Raw genomic sequence first — 15,308 nt, 5'->3', positions numbered from 1 at the left:
TTCTTTCTCCTTTTATTTTTATAACAGCCTCTGCTGTTTTAAACTAAATTTCCCGCATACCGCGGTTGTTACGCTTGCGGATATAGTTTCCGATATCCGTAATGCAGACCAGTGTCACCACCAGGAAAAGCCCCGGTATCAGAATAATCCACCAGTCGTTTGATAAAAGCGCCTGATCGGCGTTTGACAGCATACTCCCCCAGGAAATAATCTCAACGGGAAGCCCGATGCCCAAAAAGCTCAGCGTCGCTTCTGTGCCGATCGCTGCGCCGATATTTGTGACCACCATGAACATAATGGACGATACAAAGTTTGGCAGCAGGTGCCAGCGCAGAATGTAGAAGAAACCGCCGTCCATGGTTTTTGCCGCCAGAATATAATCCGCGTTGCGGATCTGCCGGACCTCGCTACGCACAATTTTTGAGATGTTCATCCAGCTGGTGATGCCGATGACAAAGGCGATGGTCAGGGGACCAGTCTGGCCGATGATGGCCTGGATAAAAATGACGATCAGGATGGACGGAATACTCAAAATAATTTCCGTGAGCCGCATCATTCCATCGTCGATCCATTCGTTTGAAAGGCCGCTGATGCTGCCATAGACCACAGCGATGAGCGTGGAAAGCGCCGTTGCCGCCAGACCGATAAACAGGGAAATGCGCCCGCCGTACCAGATCATGGAAAAAACATCCCGGCCCATCATATCTGTGCCAAAATAAAACTGGCTGCCGGGCGGCGCCGCCCGGTTGGCCAAGTCCATGTAAGTGGGGTCATGGTTCATGACCGCCTCACAGAACACACAGCCCAAAACAATGGCCGCCAGCAGGCCAATGGCCATAAAGGGAACGCCCTTAAGACGTTTCAGCCGTCCTCTGGCAGATGGTACGGCCAACTGCTCCAGCGGCCTGTAGTCTGGACCAACCAGCTCAAAAGCGTTTTTTTTCACAGCAGCTCACCCCTTTCGTGCTTCATGCGCGGGTCAATCCTGTCATTGATGATCTGGGCGACCATGTTTGAAAACACCACCACCATACCGGTGAGCAGACACAGCACCATGAGCATGTTGTAGTCGTGGTACTTGGCGCTTTCAAAGCTCAGTGTTCCCAGCCCCGGATAAGAAAAGACCTTTTCCACCACATAGGTCCCGCCGATAATGTGCGGAACCGATATGGCCATAATACTGATAAAGGTCGGCATGATGTTGCGCAGACAATGCCGCCATACAATCTGCTTCCAGGACATTCCCTTTGTCTTACAGAGCAGCACATAGTCCTTGCGGATCTCCTCCAGCATCCGGTTGCGCACCATATATGTATAGTACCAGAGATGCCCCAGAACCATGACCGTCAGCGGGAGGATCAGGTGGACGGCGCGGCTCGCGATACTGCCCGCCTGCCCCATGGCGTAGGCCCCGCTGGAGGGCAGGAGCTCCAGATTGATGCTGAACACCAGTATCAAAACCAAGGCCACCCAGAAGGAGGGAATACAATTGGTGATCGTCCCGATCTTGCAGATCACCCGGTCCACGGGCGAATCCTCATGCATGGCGCAGAACACGCCCAGAAGCAGTGCCAGCGCAAATGTCAGAATATAGGACAATCCGCCTAAAATCAGCGTGTTCGCCCAGACGCCCTCAATAACGCCCATGACATCCTGCTTGTACTTAAAGGAAATTCCAAAGTCTCCATGAAAGGCGTCCTCGACCCAGATGCCGTACTGGGCCCAGATCGGCTCGTTCAATCCCAGCTTTTCCCTGGCCTTCTCCTGCTGCTCAACGCTCATGCGCTCAACACTCTCGCCGTAGTATGCCCGAAGCGGGTCCCCCGGCGACAGACGCGCCATATAAAACACAATCAGCGACAGCAAAAAGATTACCAGAACAAACTGCAGTATCTTTTTTAGAAAATAAACCAGATTGTTTCTTAATCGCACTCCAATACCCACTCCCCCGTTCCGTAAAAAGCAAACAAAAAAGCCATGAAAACCGTCCGCGCCTTCAGCGCAAAACGAACCTTCATGGCTCTGTTATCTTTATTAATTGATTTGCACGGTTAATATACCATGAAAAATATTCAGTGTCAACAAGTATATACAGGCAAGGGTTATTTTTTTGAAAACGTCCTCTTGATTTGCCACAGCGCCGGATTTTCAAGAAGGATTTGAGAGGATTCAGAAAAATATTGGTGTTTTGGCGCTGTGGCTTCTATACAAACTCCCCTGAGGGACAGTACAGGCTTTATTCCGGCACGACCATTTTATAGCCGTTAATGGTGCCGATGCACACCGGCATCTGGTAAACCTCGCCGATACACTCGCAGGTCATAACCTCCTGCCCGCCGTAAGCGTGGACACTGCCGTCCTTTAAAAACAGAAAACGGTCGCAGTAGCGCAGAGCCATATTCAAATCATGGATAACGATAATCACAGCGATGTTTCTAGAATGGCAGATCTTCTGCACCAGTTCGAGCACCTCCAGCTGGTTTTTTAAATCCAGACTGCTGGTCGGCTCGTCGAGCAGCAGAACCTCAGGCTCCTGGGCCAGCGCCCGGGCGATCATCACCTTCTGCAGCTCCCCGCCGCTCAGCTCGTCCAGATAGCGGACCGCGAACTTTTCAAGGTGCATCTGGCTGATCACGCCGGATACAACAGCCTCGTCCTCCCGGGTGACACCCCATTTGATAAAGGGAATTCTGCCCAGCATCACCGCCTCAAACACTGTGACCCGGCTGTTGTCATTCTGCTGCGCCACAAAGGCCATGTGCCGGGCAATCTCCCCCTGCTTCATGGCAGTGATCTCCAGCCCATTCACACAAACCACCCCGCCGCCCGGCGACAGGATGCGGTTCAGGCATTTCAGCATTGTGCTTTTTCCCGCCCCGTTATTGCCGAGAATGGCAATACAGTGCCCGTCCTCCACATCAAATGAAATTTGATCAATAATTTTTCGGTTGGGTGTATAACCAAATACAAGATCCCTGACCTGTATCATCGTTTTGTGCCTCCCTTGAATAAAAGATACAGAAACAGCGGCGCGCCGAGAAATGAGGTGATGGCGCCGATGGGTAAGATGACCGGCGCGATGATCACCCGTGCCAGCACGTCGCCCAGGAGCAGCAGCACCGCCCCGGCCATGGCTGAGGCTGGCAGCAGCCAGCAGTAATTATTGCCTAAAAACCGCCGCATAATGTGCGGCGCAACCAGCCCGATAAAATTAATAATCCCGATGAAGGATACGATCACCGCCGCGGTCAAAGCGCAGACCAGCATATTGATAATCCTGGACCGGGCCACATTGACGCCAAGGCTGGCGGCTGTCTGCTCACCGCTCTCCATGGCGTTGTAATGCCAGCGGTTAAGCAGAAAATAGATCAGGGTGATGAGCACCACGATTGCGATGATCTGTACTTCTTTCCAGCCTGTTCGCCCCAGATCGCCGAAAGTCCAGAAAACCACAGAGGCCAGCTGGACATCATCGGCAAAATACTGGAGCAGCGTCGTTGCCCCGGTAAACATGGCGCTGAGCGCCACGCCACAGAGCACCATGGCTTCCGGCGTAATCCTGCGGAAACGGGAGAGCACCAGAATCACAACCGAAGCGCTGATGCTGCCGCCAAAGGCGCAGATGGTAATGAGATAGGGATGATTAAAGCTCATGCTGGCCGCAGTGCTGCCCTGCACGCCAGCTCCCAGAACGATGATGGCAAAGGCTGCGCCAAAGCCCGCGCCCTGCGAGATCCCCAGGGTTGTGGTGTCTGCCAGAGGGTTCTTGAGTATTCCCTGAAGCACTGCTCCGGTGACGCCGAGACCTACACCACTCAGCACCGCTGTCATAATCCGCGGCAGCCGGATATTCCACATGACCATGTTGTTCTGCCTGGTCGACTGTCCGCCGATCGCCCTTAGAATATCACCCATGTTTAAATCCGAGGAGCCTGCTCTCAGTGAAAACAGCATCGCCAGCGCCAGAAGTATTCCTAAAAGCGCCAAAACCATGATATTCCTCTTTTTAAGGGCCTGATAATCCTTAAGCTCTGTTTTCTCCGCTCCGGTCATCTTTATTATTCTCCCAGTGTGATTGGTCTGAAATTAAGCCCGGCGTCTTTAAGCTTCTGGCTGTAGGGCACGCCCAGCATCTTTTCTGTGATCTCATCGGTTTTTTTCGTAATGTCCACATCCGCAAAGGCTTCCGGATAAACCACAGTTCCCACATAATAGGCGTTCGCCAGAGCCAGCTCGGTATTTGTCCCGTTAAAACGGTAGGCCACCTGGGAATATACCTTTTTGTCCTGCACTGCCCTCAGTTCATTGTAAAAATCCGGTCTCACCGTGTAATCGTCATTGACCAGCTTCAGATTACCCGCGTCTAAAAACAGATAATCCGCATTCCATTTAAGAATCTGCTCGAGATCAACGTCAAAAGCGCCCTTCTTGCCGGTTTCATCCGCTACGTTTGTAATACCGATCGCTGAAAACGGCGGATAGCCCGCCTCAGTCCCTTCAATGCCGTGGGCTCCTTTGAAGGACACGGCGCCGCAGTAGGCTGTTGGTATTTTGTCCTGCGGAATATCCCTGGTGCGGCTCTTCAAATCCTCAGCCACTGATTTCATATAGCCGACCACTTCCTGGCTGCGCTCCTGTTTTCCCAATACGTCGCCTACCAGATTCAGCGCGTCATAAATCTCATCGTCAAAAACCTTATCGGTGACCGGCATGGTGACAACCGGTATCCCGGTTTTAGTCTGCAGGTCATCAGCGGCCTTGCCGTCGTTGGAGGTAATGATCACATCCGGCGCGGCTTTCATGAGCTCTTCCTCATAAGGTGTTCCGCTGTCTCCAATGACGGGCAGCTTCTTAAGGTCTTCCTGATACGCGTAGCTGGCCGCCTTGGTGACCGGCACGTCCAGGTCATTCTGCTCTACACCGGCCAGCTGGTCCACGCCGCCGTCATACAGAATATAACGCAGCGCGCCCACGCCAAGGGGCGCTACCTTTTTAACCTCGGCGGGGATGGTGACCACGCGTCCCGCCGCGTCAGTAATTTCACGTGTGCTGGCTGTGCCGCCGCTCTCGGTGTTTCCGCCGCTGCATCCCGCCAAAAGCAGGGCGGTTAATAAAACAGCGGCCACTGCCTGTCCCAGTCTCTTTTTCACTTTCATTGCTTACCTCTCCTTGTCTACCAGCCTCTGTTGTAGGGCTTAAAGCAGTCCTCACAGACTTTCCGGCCCTCCTGCAAATGGATTTTATGTTCCGGTGCGCCCTCGCCGCAGATATCACAGTAAATGGTGTTAAAGATCCGTGCCTTTTCCGGCAGATCAAAATCCGGTACCGAAAATTCAAAAATTTCCTCCACTGGCGCATCCAGAAGGTAGTACATATAAGCCTCCCTGTCCAGCTCATGGTTTTTAGGTTTCATACACAGCCGCACCTTTTCCCCGGTCGTCCGGTTAAAAAACGAGAAGGCCTGCTTGCCGGTTCCCCGGTATAAAAGATTCCCTTTTCCCATCGTACAGCTGAGAATGGCCTGAACCGCGTCGACACCGCAGGCGTCGTTCTCGGTGACACAGACAATTTCCTCGTCCTCCGACTGGCCAATTCCCAGCTTTAAAACCGCCGCTTCACTTGCCTTGACCCCAATGGCCAGTCCCGGACAGGCGTGCCCGTGAAAAGCCACTGCTTTTTCCCATAATTCTTGATTCATTTTTTCCTCCAGTTTTAATGGTTCTGTTTAAACGCGCGCATCAAACTTTTCCACAGACTTATGAATCACACCATTCTCCAGAATGCTCGCTTCAAAAAACAAAAAACGGAAGGCTCCACAGAGCTTTCCGCTATGTTCAGACTGGTTCATCCAGTCTTGTATATACATGTAATCCATTTACTTAAATCATACAGGATTCCTGACAAATTGTCAAGCCATGATTTTTTTGTCTCTCAGCTTAAAACTAAAAAAGCCGGTGACGCGTTTGCGCACCAGCCTATTTTTACTCAACCGGATCATGGCTTAAAAGGTACAGCGTCAGGATTTCCTGGGCGTACTTGGCCTTTTCAGGCGTGCAGCGTTCCAGAAGCTCTAAAAGCTCTGTGTATTTGACGCCCTTGTACTCTCTCGGGCCATATAAGATAGCGTCCGGTGACATTTTCAGAACATTACAGAACCGGTTCAGGCTTTTTAATGAGAAGCCCTTTGTGCCCAGCTCAATGTCAGCCAGAAAAGTGGGCGTAATACTGATTTTACGGGCCAGCTCATCCCGCGACATGTTTAAGAACGTGCGTTGTTTTCGTATCCGCTGGCCAATCTCTTTGTGATTGAGTTCGATCATATGATTCCTCTCCCTTTATTTTTATTTTCCCTATAAAACATTATATACTCTTACCGGATCGTTTGCAAGCGTTTATTATTTATCATACTTTTATTTAAACTAATTTTTAGGTATTTTATTTTAGTAATAAAAAACGGCGGCAGCAGCCGTCGTTTTTCATCGGGTATCCAATCTCTCTATTAAAATGAGTACGTCTGCTCCACCAGGCACTCAATTCAACCAACTTTATTGAATCCTATTTCACTTTACTTACTTCTTTTTTTTATATTATAAACATTTTTTTTGAAAAATTCAATATTATATTCAAAAAATTTGATTTTCATTATGCCACTCTGTTGCTTTGATTGAAGATATTTTTCCTTATACATCAAAAAAGCAGGCTCAATGCCTGCTTTTAGTGTCTATTCATATTTACCATAGGTTTTTGCGACTTCAACCATTGTTTTCGCGTGCTCAAAATCCATCTGCGCCGGATATTCGCAGCCTGTGGCCAGTACAAAGCCGCCGTCTTTTTTATAAGTGTCGATCTGTTCCCTGCACTGCTTAATCAAGTCTTCCTTGCTGGTGACCATGAGCTCACCCGGGTCAATATGCCCCAGAAGCGTGGTCTGGTGGCCGTATTTTTCCTTGAGCTCTTCCATGCTTTCGCAGTCATCTGGCAAATACAGGAAGGAGATCAGCTCAGGGTGCATCCGCTTGATCTGAACGTCGAAATAGATACCGTCGCCGCAGTTGTGGATCATCACCATTCTGCCGGCGTCATGTACCAGCTGTGCCAGTTCTTCGATGTATGGTCCTTCAAAATCATCCCACATTTCCTTGCGCATAATCGTCTTGGAGGAAAAAAGGGTATCAAACATAACCGCATCCGCTCCGGCCTCGATTAATGCCGTGCAGTATTCTTTGAGGGTATCGGTGATCGCTCTCAGCGCTTTGTGTACTTTTTCAGGATGCATGATCAGATCCATAAACATATAATCATGGCCCCGGAGCATGCCGAGAATTCCCAACGGACCAAAAACAAAGGCTACCACCGGCTTGGTTTCTCCTCTGGCGTCCACAAGCATTTTGGTCATACGGATCATCTCACTCATGCGCGGTGTTTCTCTCGGGTTGATCACCGGCAGTGTCTCATAGTCATTTTCAGATTTCAAAAAGAAGTCATTGTGGTCCGGGCAGGCTGCCTGATCCTCATAATAGATCATCTTCATTCCCCAGTCTGCCGCCTCCACAGATAAATCCACCAGGGTGCAGATACAGTCCACGTCCAGCAGATCCGTGGCTTTGATAATGGATTCCGCACACTTATCCGCATCCTTTGTCCATTCTTCGTAATTACAGCCAATGGTCTGACGCGACGCACTGTTGATCAGCGGATAAACCGGCACATGGTCTGCTTCCTTATGCTGAAGTGTCAGTGTCATTCTTTCTCTTGAGTTCATTCTCACATTTCTCCTTAATTCTTTTGTTTTTCAGAAATAAAAGCTTTCGTCCTTATGAGATTATTATAATCCCAGCGCTCTTTTAAGTATTGTTTTTAAATCGGTATTTTTGTAAAAAAGCAAGCGATTTCACCACACGATGCCACATGTTCTTTTCAGAAAAAACACAATTTTGGTAATCTTTTATGCTTTTTTGCACTCTTTTAGCCGATTTTACTTAAAGCTTTTATTCGTTTTCAAAATATGCTATTCTAAGCTCAAAGAAAAGGAGAATACCATGAACACTTTACCGAAGCTCTTTCTTTTTTCAGGCTTTCTGGGCTCGGGGAAAACCACCCTGCTCAACCACACTGCCCACTATCTGACTGAAAAGGGATTTAAAATTGCCATGATTATCAACGAGGCCGGAGAAACCGGCATCGATAACCTGTATATGAAGAAAAAAGGCTATGCGGTCAGGGAGCTCTTCGGCGGCTGCATCTGCTGTACGCTGGCACAAAATCTAAAGGAAATGGTTCTGGACTTAAACGAGCACTTCAGTCTCGACGCCATTCTCATGGAGCCTTCCGGCACCGCCAGTCCCAAAGCGTTATATAAACCGCTGTGCCAGGCCGGCTATGCCCAAGAAGCCATCCACCACATTTCTATTCTGGACCCTCTGAGGACCGAAATGTTCCTCGCCATTCTGGAGCCGCTCCTCGCAGAATCCCTGCCCCTTGCGGAAGGTATTGTCCAGAATAAAATCGATGCCGCCACCCTTGAGATGCTGGCCTTTTCCGATGAAGTCCGGAACCGCTTTAACCCGGCTGCCCCGGTATACCGTATGAATTTGCTGGATGGCCTCTCTTCGGGGTATTGCAGTTATCTGGACGAGGTGCTCTCACCGGACGCACCTTCCTGAAGCACCGCCGGAAAACGCATGTTGGGATAGACCCGCTTCATCAGGGGATCAGGATATTTGTGGTCAAACAGAACGGCCACGGCGTTTGACGCGGGCACTGCCCTTGCCCTTTCGGACCATCTTGCCACCGCGAGGCCGGAAACGGCCATGTTGACAGCCATAAAAATTATCAGGATCCAGGTCAGGCGCACGCCGGTCTTTTTGGGGATTCGCTCAACACCCTTTGACAGCAGAGGATAAAAGACCTGTATCCATAGAAGGCCGAGCACGCCCCAGAAAAAGGCAAACATGAGATTGGTCCGGCCGTTAAGATTCATGAACGTACCGCTGTATTCCCAGGACAATGTGCCAAAGCTCATCTCCTGCACCAGGCTGCAGAGGTACTCGACCGCTCCGCCCAGCAGCATACTGCCCAAAAAGATCCATATACGTCCCTTTTTAGAAAGCCGCTGAAGCCCCAGTGTCAGTGCCACAGCCCCAAAACCGTACACAGGATTAAAAGGACCGTAGAGAACCCCGCTGCGGCTTTCAATACAGGAACGTGTCCAGCAGCACCAGAGAGTTTCCACAATAACGCCCAGAACGCAGCCCAGCAGGAAAATCCAGAACAGCTTGTAAAGGCACAGCCCTTGCGCAAAACCGTTCTTATCCACTTCTTCCGAAGCGGTCCAATCTTTAAAAGTTCGCTTTAATGTCTGGATCATTGTCCCGGCCTCCCTTGTTTTATAGCTTTATTGTACGCGCAAAAAATAAAGAAAGGCCTACCTAATTTCTTAAGAATTATTAAATTAATCTTTAAGCATAAAAAAACCGCTGCTTTCACCGGCAGCGGTTTAAAAGGTTACAAAAACTTCCGTATCTCCCTGAGCACAACCTCCATCTCCAGAGGCTTTGCCAGATGGCCGTTCATTCCGGCCTCCCGTGTCGCTTTGACATCCTCCGTAAAGGCATTGGCGGTCATGGCCAGAATGGGAATCGCAGCAGCATCCGGCCGGTCCAGCTTCCGTATCGTCCGTGTGGCTTCCAGCCCGTCCATCACTGGCATCCGCACATCCATCAGGATCATATCATAATAGCCCTCGGCTGAACCTGCAAAGCGGCGGACCGCGCTTTCTCCGTCCTCCTCGCTTTCAATCTCAAAACCCTCCATCCCGAAAAGAATTTCAGCAATTTCCATATTCAAGGGGTTATCCTCTACGATCAAAAGCCGCTTTCCCTCAAAGCTGCCCAGTGGTTTTTCAGGCTCCTCTGTCTTTTTTTCTTCGGCGGAGGCTTCCGGCCAGTTTCCATCATCCTCTACAAAAGGCAGCTCGACGGTAAAACAGCTTCCCCTGCCCGGTTCACTGGAAATAGAGATGCTCCCGCCCATCAGGTGTACGAGGTTCCGGGCAATGGAAAGCCCCAGGCCAGTGCCCTCCTGTCCCTTTTCGCCCGTGTTTCCATCCTGCTTAAAGGGCTCGTATATATGATTCAGAAATTCCTCAGACATGCCGATCCCGTTGTCCTCAACCTCAAACCGGATCACACTCTTCTTGCCCTTTTTCCGGTCCTCATTGATACGCAGGGTAATTTTGCCGCCCTCAGGCGTATATTTCACCGCGTTGCTGAGCAGGTTCATCAACACCTGATTAAGCCGAAGGCTGTCGCCATAATACTCTGTCTCCATATGGGCCGGCAAGAGCACGCTAAACCGCTGATTCTTTTCCCTGGCCTGCGCATCAATGATGGCTTCCATTTCCCGGACCAGCGCGTACAGGTCAAAGGACTCACGGTTGATGGTCATTTTTCCGCTCTCAATCTTTGACATATCCAAGATATCATTGATTAAAGAAAGCAGGAAGCCGGCTGAAGTCTGGATTTTATGAATACAGTCCTCGGTTCTGGCCAGATCGCCGATATTGGCTTCGGCTATGGACGCCATGCCGATAATGGCGTTCATGGGCGTCCGGATATCGTGGGACATTCTGGACAGAAAATCAGATTTGGCATTGTTGGCCTGCTCTGCCAGGTTCAGAGCATCCAGAAGCGCGTTGCGCTTTCGTTCCTCCTCCCTTCGCACATCGTCCACATCGCGGAAGGTCAGCACCATGGTCCGCTCCTCGCCGGCCGCGCTTGTCACCAGAACGCCGATCATCTCCGTCCAGCGGTAAATGCCGTCCGGTGTCAGCCGCCGCATTTCCCGGACAATGATCTTTTCTCCGTCAGCGACGCTTTTCCGGATACATGCAAGCGAAAAGGCCTCCCGGAACATCTCCCGGTCGTCGGGATGTATCAGGGCATTGCAGTACGCGATATTCTGGGAATCAAAATCGCCCTGCACCGGAAACTCTGGAAAGGAGTTGTCGAACTTTGCGGTTGTGTAGGTGCCGTCCTCAAGATCAAGGAGCATGCACTCGCCAAAAAGAGTGGTAACGCCTGCATTAAAGGCTTCCCATTCCTGCTCCAGCCGTTTCCGGCTGTCAATTTGAGAGAGCATCAGGATTGCCTTTCCGCTGTCTGAGGTGTCCCCGGCATGAAGCAGCATCACGTTCATCCAGTGGTAAACATTGTCCTCATCCTTCTGTCTGAGCTCAAGCTGCAGCTCCCGTTTGCCATCCGCAAAGACCCTGAGCGCGTTTTCCCGGTCAAAGGTTTCTCTCAAAACGCCGCTGTAGAAGGGGTGCGTGAACCGGACTCCCAGCTCAAGCAGATCATCGTAGCGGCCGTACTCAGCCTCAGGAAGCCAGCAGCGCTCGTTATAGCCAATGATCTCGTAGGTGTTGCGGCATAAATCAACGGAAATGATCAGCCCGTAAACCTTGAGCGCCGCTGCGGCGAGATGGTTTCTTCTTTCCTCTGCCCTGCGCTCTGTTTCGGTTAAAACATGTGGCGTCACTGAGACCAGCACCGCCGGAATTTTGTCCTCCCACATCATTTTCGAGGCGGAAATATCCACCACTTCACCGAAGGGGTCATCGTAATTGATGGTGTTGTTCCGGTCTTTGCCCTCAAGGCCCGGGAGAGGACAGTTGCCGCAGGTACCGGCCCACAGCTCATGACAAACCGATCCGACTCTGGCGTTTGGTGTAACTTCCTTCACCCGGTCGTTAAAATATAATATCCGATGATCATCCTGACGAATCACATAGATTGCTGTTCCACCCAGATTATTGAGAATGGATTCAATGGTATTTTGTGTCATGCTGCTCCCCTCCTTTTTAACGGATCGGACTTTTTCAAAATATTTTATGCTTATTATGATCTATTATAAGCATATTATCAAGAATTTACAAGCATTCAACGCTTTCTTAATAGGACTGTAAAATAAAAAACAGCGGCTTTTTATAAACCGCTGTTTTACTTCAGGTCTGTTTTAAAAGAGCCTGCACCTGGCTCTGCTTCTGGAAAAGCGCACATCCGCCGTCATGCTCGCCGCCCACCAGAGCCTCCTGCTGCAGGCTGGCGAAAAACGGGGAGTCCAGCACCTCCAGCAGGGTGTGCTGCTTTAGGCTTCTGTCCGAATAGGGCGAAAACGGACAGGCCTCCGCCGCGCCATAGGCATTGATGTGGAAAAAACCCCGTCCGGCCGCCAGACAGCCGCCCATATGCTTTTCATCACCTGGAAAGGAGAGAAAAATTATCCCCGGCCATGTCTCCCTGAGAGCCGTCTGCCGCTGCTCCAAAACCATCCGCTCCGCTTCCGACGGCGCCAGCGAGGCACTGCTCTCCTCCACTGGCACATACTCCACAAAGAAAGCAATACGGCAGCCCTGTCTGTCGAGATTGCTGATAAAGGCGTCGCCGGTAACCGTATGAAGATTTTCCCTGGTGACTGTAATGGAAACGCCAAAGAGTATCCCTCTTTTCCTGAGACGCTCCATAACTGCCTGAACCGCCCGATGAGTCCCTTCGCCGCGTCGGCCGTCGGTCTGTGCTCTGTCGCCTTCAATGCTGATAACCGGTATTAGATGACGGTTTCCGGCAAAAAAATCCGCAGTGGCCTCGTCAATCAGCAAGCCATTGGTAAAAACCGGAAAGACCAGCTCTCTTACCTGGGCGGCCGCCTCCAGTACATCACGCCGCGTAAGCGGCTCGCCTCCTGCCAGAAGATTGAAGGAAACCCCCAGCGCGGCCGCTTCTTTAAATATGTTCTGCCATTCTGCCGCGGTCAACGACCTGTCCTCACCGGAGCCGCAGATGCCGTTGGCCCGGGCATAACAGCCTTTACAGTGAAGATTGCATTCTGTGGCAATGCTGGAGATCAGAAAGGGCGGAATGTGGCGTCCCCGCAGCTCGGCGGCCTCGCGTTTTTTCATGGCCTGCGCAAGCCGGTCCCGAAGCTTCAGAATAAAGGCGGTCTCTCTGGGATTTCTGAGGGTTCCTCTGACAATACCCGCCGCCAGCTTTTCAATGGCGTTATTCATATAACGCGTAAGATCTTTATTCTGCTTCATGGATATTCTCCCGCACATCATAAAGCGCCGCGAACTGCCGGACATGCCTTTCCAATGTCAGCATCACTGCTTTCATATCTGTAACCCCGGGCTCAAACTGGTTGAAAATCATATAGATGGGGCCGTGGAACTGCATCGCGGCCATTCGGGGATCGGCCCTGACAAAATATCCGTTGTCAATCATCCAGGCAAAAAGCCGGGCCTGGTAATCAAGAGCGCCGTCAATAAACATTTTCTGGTAAATAGCCTGTACCCTCTTGTTATTAAAGCGCTCAATGGACAGCATCCTGAAAAACTTAAAAAAGTAGTCATCGCAGAGGTACTGCTCTACTGACGCCAGCACCATTTCGACCAGACCGTCAAGGGTTTTCATATAAGCCATATTCTCAATGACGTTTCCCTCAAGGTGTTTTGGCGAAGCAAACTTCCCGAAAAAATTATCGGCGCGGGTATCATAGGTCTCGACCAGCTCGTCAAAAATCGCCTGTTTGCCTTTATAGTGATTGTAAATGGAGCTCTCCTTTATACCGGCCGCCCGGGCAATATCCCGAACCGATACGGCGCTGTAGCCCTTTGAGCTGAACAGCGTCAGCGCTTCACTGGCAATCCTTTCCTTTGTGTTCATAATATTCTCCTCAATAAAAAACTAACGATCGTTCGTTTTTATTATACACGAACGATCGTTAGTCTGTCAACAGGCCTTAAGGATTATCATTCCCATCTGAAAAAGCGGATGGAAACGGCAATGCAGACCACTGCCAGAATCACCATTACCGCAATCGGCACCGCAGCGTTTTCGATGGGCAGACCCAGTGCGGCGTTTTTCATGAGCTTTACTCCCTGGGTCAGGGGCATGATATCCGCCGCGTGCTGAAGGGCTGGCGGCATAACCTCATAGGGCAGGGTTGCCCCGGAAAAAATCAGCATCGGAAAATATAAAACGGTGCACAGCAGGTTGGCTGTCTTCATGTTTCCCGCCACGCTGGCCACCAGCATTCCCAGGCTGTAGATGGAGACTGTGACCAGCAGAAAGGACAAGGCAAAATAAAGGAGCGAGCCGCCCTCCCAACTGCCGCCGAACATGCGGCATATCCCATAAACCAGAGCCATGGCGACAAGAGCGTAAACAAAATTGACCACCATCTGTACAAAGAGCAGCATGCCCGGGCTCACGGGTGTGACCTCAAAGCGCTTGAGTATCTTCCGGTGGCGGTAATCCGCCAGGGAAAGGGGCAGCCCCATCAGTCCGGTCGCACAGATGCCAATGCCCGAAAGCGCCCCAAAGGACTGCGCCATAAAGGAATACGCTGCCCCGTCAAAGGCCGGCTTTGCTCCATAGATAACGCCAATAATCACAGCAACGACAGCTGGTGAAAAAAGACCAAATAAAATTAGGTTCATGGCCCGGATGGAGAGCTTGAGCTCAATCCAGAACAAACTTTTAAACGCGCGCATCATCGTCACCTCCTGTAAACCAGAGATAAGCGTCCTCAAAGCAGCCGCAGGGGCTTTTGGCTGTTATCGCCTCTATTGTTCCGCAGATCTGGGTTTTCCCTCTTTTCAGAATCAAGGCCCGGTCGCACAAAACCTCCACTTCGTCCATAAAATGGGAGGTCAGCACAATGGTCAGCCCGTCCTTTTTCAATTCCTTCAGGTAATGCCAGACCTCCCGGCGGGCCCGGGTATCCAGTCCTGTGGTCAGCTCGTCCAGAAAGACCAGCTCAGGATTTGGGATCAAGGCCAGCAGCACGGAAAGGCGCTGGCGCTCTCCGCCGGACAGCTGGCTTACCTCCTGCTTCTCAAAGCCCTGGATGTCAAACACCTCAAGCAGCTTCTGCCAGTCTGCAGGCTGCCTGTAGAGAGCGGCTGTCATCCGGCAGACCTCGCCTACCCGTATTTTATCCTGATAGCCTGTCTCCTGAAACTGGACGCCGATGCTTTCAAAAAGTTGTTTTCTTTTTTCATAAGGGTTGATTCCCAGAACCCTTACCGTTCCGGCATTTGCTTTTTTTACGCCCAGCATACACTCGATGCTGGTGCTTTTTCCGGCGCCGTTTGGCCCCAGAAGTCCAAAGACCTCTCCCCGGGCCACGCTCAGGCTCAGGCCGTTTACAGCCGTTACGCCGCCGTAGTTTTTACTCAGGTTCTGCACCTGTAAAACTTCTTCCATTTTCGCACCTCCTTTTATCTCTGCCTGAAAATTATATGCCAT

15 protein-coding genes are annotated in these 15,308 nt (G+C 50.9%); 1 reads left to right on the top strand and 14 read right to left on the bottom strand.

Annotated features, from left to right (window positions below; genetic code table 11):
- Nucleotides 1-43: 43 nt before the first annotated feature.
- From I2B62_RS14255 to I2B62_RS14220, 8 genes are all read right to left on the bottom strand, one after another.
- Nucleotides 44-946: an ABC transporter permease gene (locus tag I2B62_RS14255; RefSeq protein ID WP_195269740.1), complete on the bottom strand. Its 903-nt coding sequence runs from the start codon at nt 944-946 to the stop codon at nt 44-46.
- Nucleotides 943-1,932, bottom strand: a complete 990-nt coding sequence (locus tag I2B62_RS14250) for an ABC transporter permease (protein ID WP_347707824.1) — start codon at nt 1,930-1,932, stop codon at nt 943-945. Before I2B62_RS14250 ends, I2B62_RS14255 begins: the two co-directional genes overlap by 4 nt.
- Before the next feature lie 304 nt (nt 1,933-2,236).
- Entirely contained in the window at nt 2,237-2,989 is a 753-nt protein-coding gene (locus I2B62_RS14245; RefSeq protein ID WP_195269739.1) for an ABC transporter ATP-binding protein, read from the bottom strand.
- Nucleotides 2,986-4,053: an iron ABC transporter permease gene (locus tag I2B62_RS14240; protein WP_195269738.1), complete on the bottom strand. Its 1,068-nt coding sequence runs from the start codon at nt 4,051-4,053 to the stop codon at nt 2,986-2,988. The genes I2B62_RS14245 and I2B62_RS14240 overlap by 4 nt, the downstream gene beginning before the upstream one ends.
- Nucleotides 4,054-4,058: 5 nt before the next feature.
- On the bottom strand, nt 4,059-5,156 hold the full coding sequence (locus I2B62_RS14235; protein ID WP_195269737.1) for an iron ABC transporter substrate-binding protein: 1,098 nt from the start codon (nt 5,154-5,156) through the stop codon (nt 4,059-4,061).
- Between the two features lie 17 nt (nt 5,157-5,173).
- Entirely contained in the window at nt 5,174-5,698 is a 525-nt protein-coding gene (locus I2B62_RS14230) for an FmdE family protein (protein WP_195269736.1), read from the bottom strand.
- 283 nt (nt 5,699-5,981) lie between these two features.
- Nucleotides 5,982-6,320: a helix-turn-helix transcriptional regulator gene (locus tag I2B62_RS14225; RefSeq protein WP_195269735.1), complete on the bottom strand. Its 339-nt coding sequence runs from the start codon at nt 6,318-6,320 to the stop codon at nt 5,982-5,984.
- A gap of 401 nt (nt 6,321-6,721) precedes the next feature.
- Nucleotides 6,722-7,762 carry a uroporphyrinogen decarboxylase family protein gene (locus tag I2B62_RS14220; protein WP_195269734.1) on the bottom strand — a complete coding sequence of 347 codons (1,041 nt, stop codon included), beginning with the start codon at nt 7,760-7,762 and terminating at the stop codon, nt 6,722-6,724.
- 277 nt (nt 7,763-8,039) lie between these two features.
- Between I2B62_RS14220 and I2B62_RS14215 the strand changes: the two genes are divergently transcribed.
- Nucleotides 8,040-8,663 carry a GTP-binding protein gene (locus I2B62_RS14215; protein ID WP_195269733.1) on the top strand — a complete coding sequence of 208 codons (624 nt, stop codon included), beginning with the start codon at nt 8,040-8,042 and terminating at the stop codon, nt 8,661-8,663.
- On the opposite strand, the gene I2B62_RS14210 is transcribed toward I2B62_RS14215, so the two are convergent.
- From I2B62_RS14210 to I2B62_RS14185, 6 genes are all read right to left on the bottom strand, one after another.
- Nucleotides 8,624-9,367 carry a putative ABC transporter permease gene (locus tag I2B62_RS14210; protein WP_195269732.1) on the bottom strand — a complete coding sequence of 248 codons (744 nt, stop codon included), beginning with the start codon at nt 9,365-9,367 and terminating at the stop codon, nt 8,624-8,626. The two genes, I2B62_RS14215 and I2B62_RS14210, sit on opposite strands and share 40 nt — an antisense overlap.
- Before the next feature lie 137 nt (nt 9,368-9,504).
- A complete protein-coding gene (locus I2B62_RS14205) occupies nt 9,505-11,844 on the bottom strand; it encodes a PAS domain-containing hybrid sensor histidine kinase/response regulator (protein WP_195269731.1) in 2,340 nt (779 codons plus the stop codon).
- A gap of 160 nt (nt 11,845-12,004) precedes the next feature.
- Nucleotides 12,005-13,096 (bottom strand): radical SAM protein, encoded by a 1,092-nt coding sequence (locus I2B62_RS14200; RefSeq protein WP_195269730.1) that lies wholly within the window; start codon nt 13,094-13,096, stop codon nt 12,005-12,007.
- On the bottom strand, nt 13,083-13,721 hold the full coding sequence (locus tag I2B62_RS14195) for a TetR/AcrR family transcriptional regulator (RefSeq protein ID WP_195269729.1): 639 nt from the start codon (nt 13,719-13,721) through the stop codon (nt 13,083-13,085). Before I2B62_RS14195 ends, I2B62_RS14200 begins: the two co-directional genes overlap by 14 nt.
- An 86-nt stretch (nt 13,722-13,807) precedes the next feature.
- Nucleotides 13,808-14,551 carry an ABC transporter permease gene (locus I2B62_RS14190; RefSeq protein ID WP_195269812.1) on the bottom strand — a complete coding sequence of 248 codons (744 nt, stop codon included), beginning with the start codon at nt 14,549-14,551 and terminating at the stop codon, nt 13,808-13,810.
- Nucleotides 14,538-15,266 (bottom strand): ABC transporter ATP-binding protein, encoded by a 729-nt coding sequence (locus tag I2B62_RS14185; protein ID WP_195269728.1) that lies wholly within the window; start codon nt 15,264-15,266, stop codon nt 14,538-14,540. Before I2B62_RS14185 ends, I2B62_RS14190 begins: the two co-directional genes overlap by 14 nt.
- Nucleotides 15,267-15,308: the final 42 nt, after the last annotated feature.

Source organism: Eubacterium sp. 1001713B170207_170306_E7 (assembly GCF_015547515.1).
Lineage (GTDB): Bacteria > Bacillota > Clostridia > Eubacteriales > Eubacteriaceae > Eubacterium.
The sequence above is the reverse complement of the archived record's forward strand: the minus strand, read 5'-3'. Positions and strand labels throughout refer to the sequence as shown.

Bases quoted from the DNA above. Each gene is read 5' to 3' on its own strand.
- I2B62_RS14245 (WP_195269739.1), bottom strand. From the start codon at position 2,989: ATGATACAGGTCAGGGATCTTGTATTTGGTTATACACCCAACCGAAAA.
- I2B62_RS14240 (WP_195269738.1), bottom strand. From the start codon at position 4,053: ATGACCGGAGCGGAGAAAACAGAGCTTAAGGATTATCAGGCCCTTAAA.
- I2B62_RS14235 (WP_195269737.1), bottom strand. From the start codon at position 5,156: ATGAAAGTGAAAAAGAGACTGGGACAGGCAGTGGCCGCTGTTTTATTA.
- I2B62_RS14230 (WP_195269736.1), bottom strand. From the start codon at position 5,698: ATGAATCAAGAATTATGGGAAAAAGCAGTGGCTTTTCACGGGCACGCC.
- I2B62_RS14225 (WP_195269735.1), bottom strand. From the start codon at position 6,320: ATGATCGAACTCAATCACAAAGAGATTGGCCAGCGGATACGAAAACAA.
- I2B62_RS14220 (WP_195269734.1), bottom strand. From the start codon at position 7,762: ATGAACTCAAGAGAAAGAATGACACTGACACTTCAGCATAAGGAAGCA.
- I2B62_RS14215 (WP_195269733.1), top strand. From the start codon at position 8,040: ATGAACACTTTACCGAAGCTCTTTCTTTTTTCAGGCTTTCTGGGCTCG.
- I2B62_RS14210 (WP_195269732.1), bottom strand. From the start codon at position 9,367: ATGATCCAGACATTAAAGCGAACTTTTAAAGATTGGACCGCTTCGGAA.
- I2B62_RS14205 (WP_195269731.1), bottom strand. From the start codon at position 11,844: ATGACACAAAATACCATTGAATCCATTCTCAATAATCTGGGTGGAACA.
- I2B62_RS14200 (WP_195269730.1), bottom strand. From the start codon at position 13,096: ATGAAGCAGAATAAAGATCTTACGCGTTATATGAATAACGCCATTGAA.
- I2B62_RS14195 (WP_195269729.1), bottom strand. From the start codon at position 13,721: ATGAACACAAAGGAAAGGATTGCCAGTGAAGCGCTGACGCTGTTCAGC.
- I2B62_RS14190 (WP_195269812.1), bottom strand. From the start codon at position 14,551: ATGCGCGCGTTTAAAAGTTTGTTCTGGATTGAGCTCAAGCTCTCCATC.
- I2B62_RS14185 (WP_195269728.1), bottom strand. From the start codon at position 15,266: ATGGAAGAAGTTTTACAGGTGCAGAACCTGAGTAAAAACTACGGCGGC.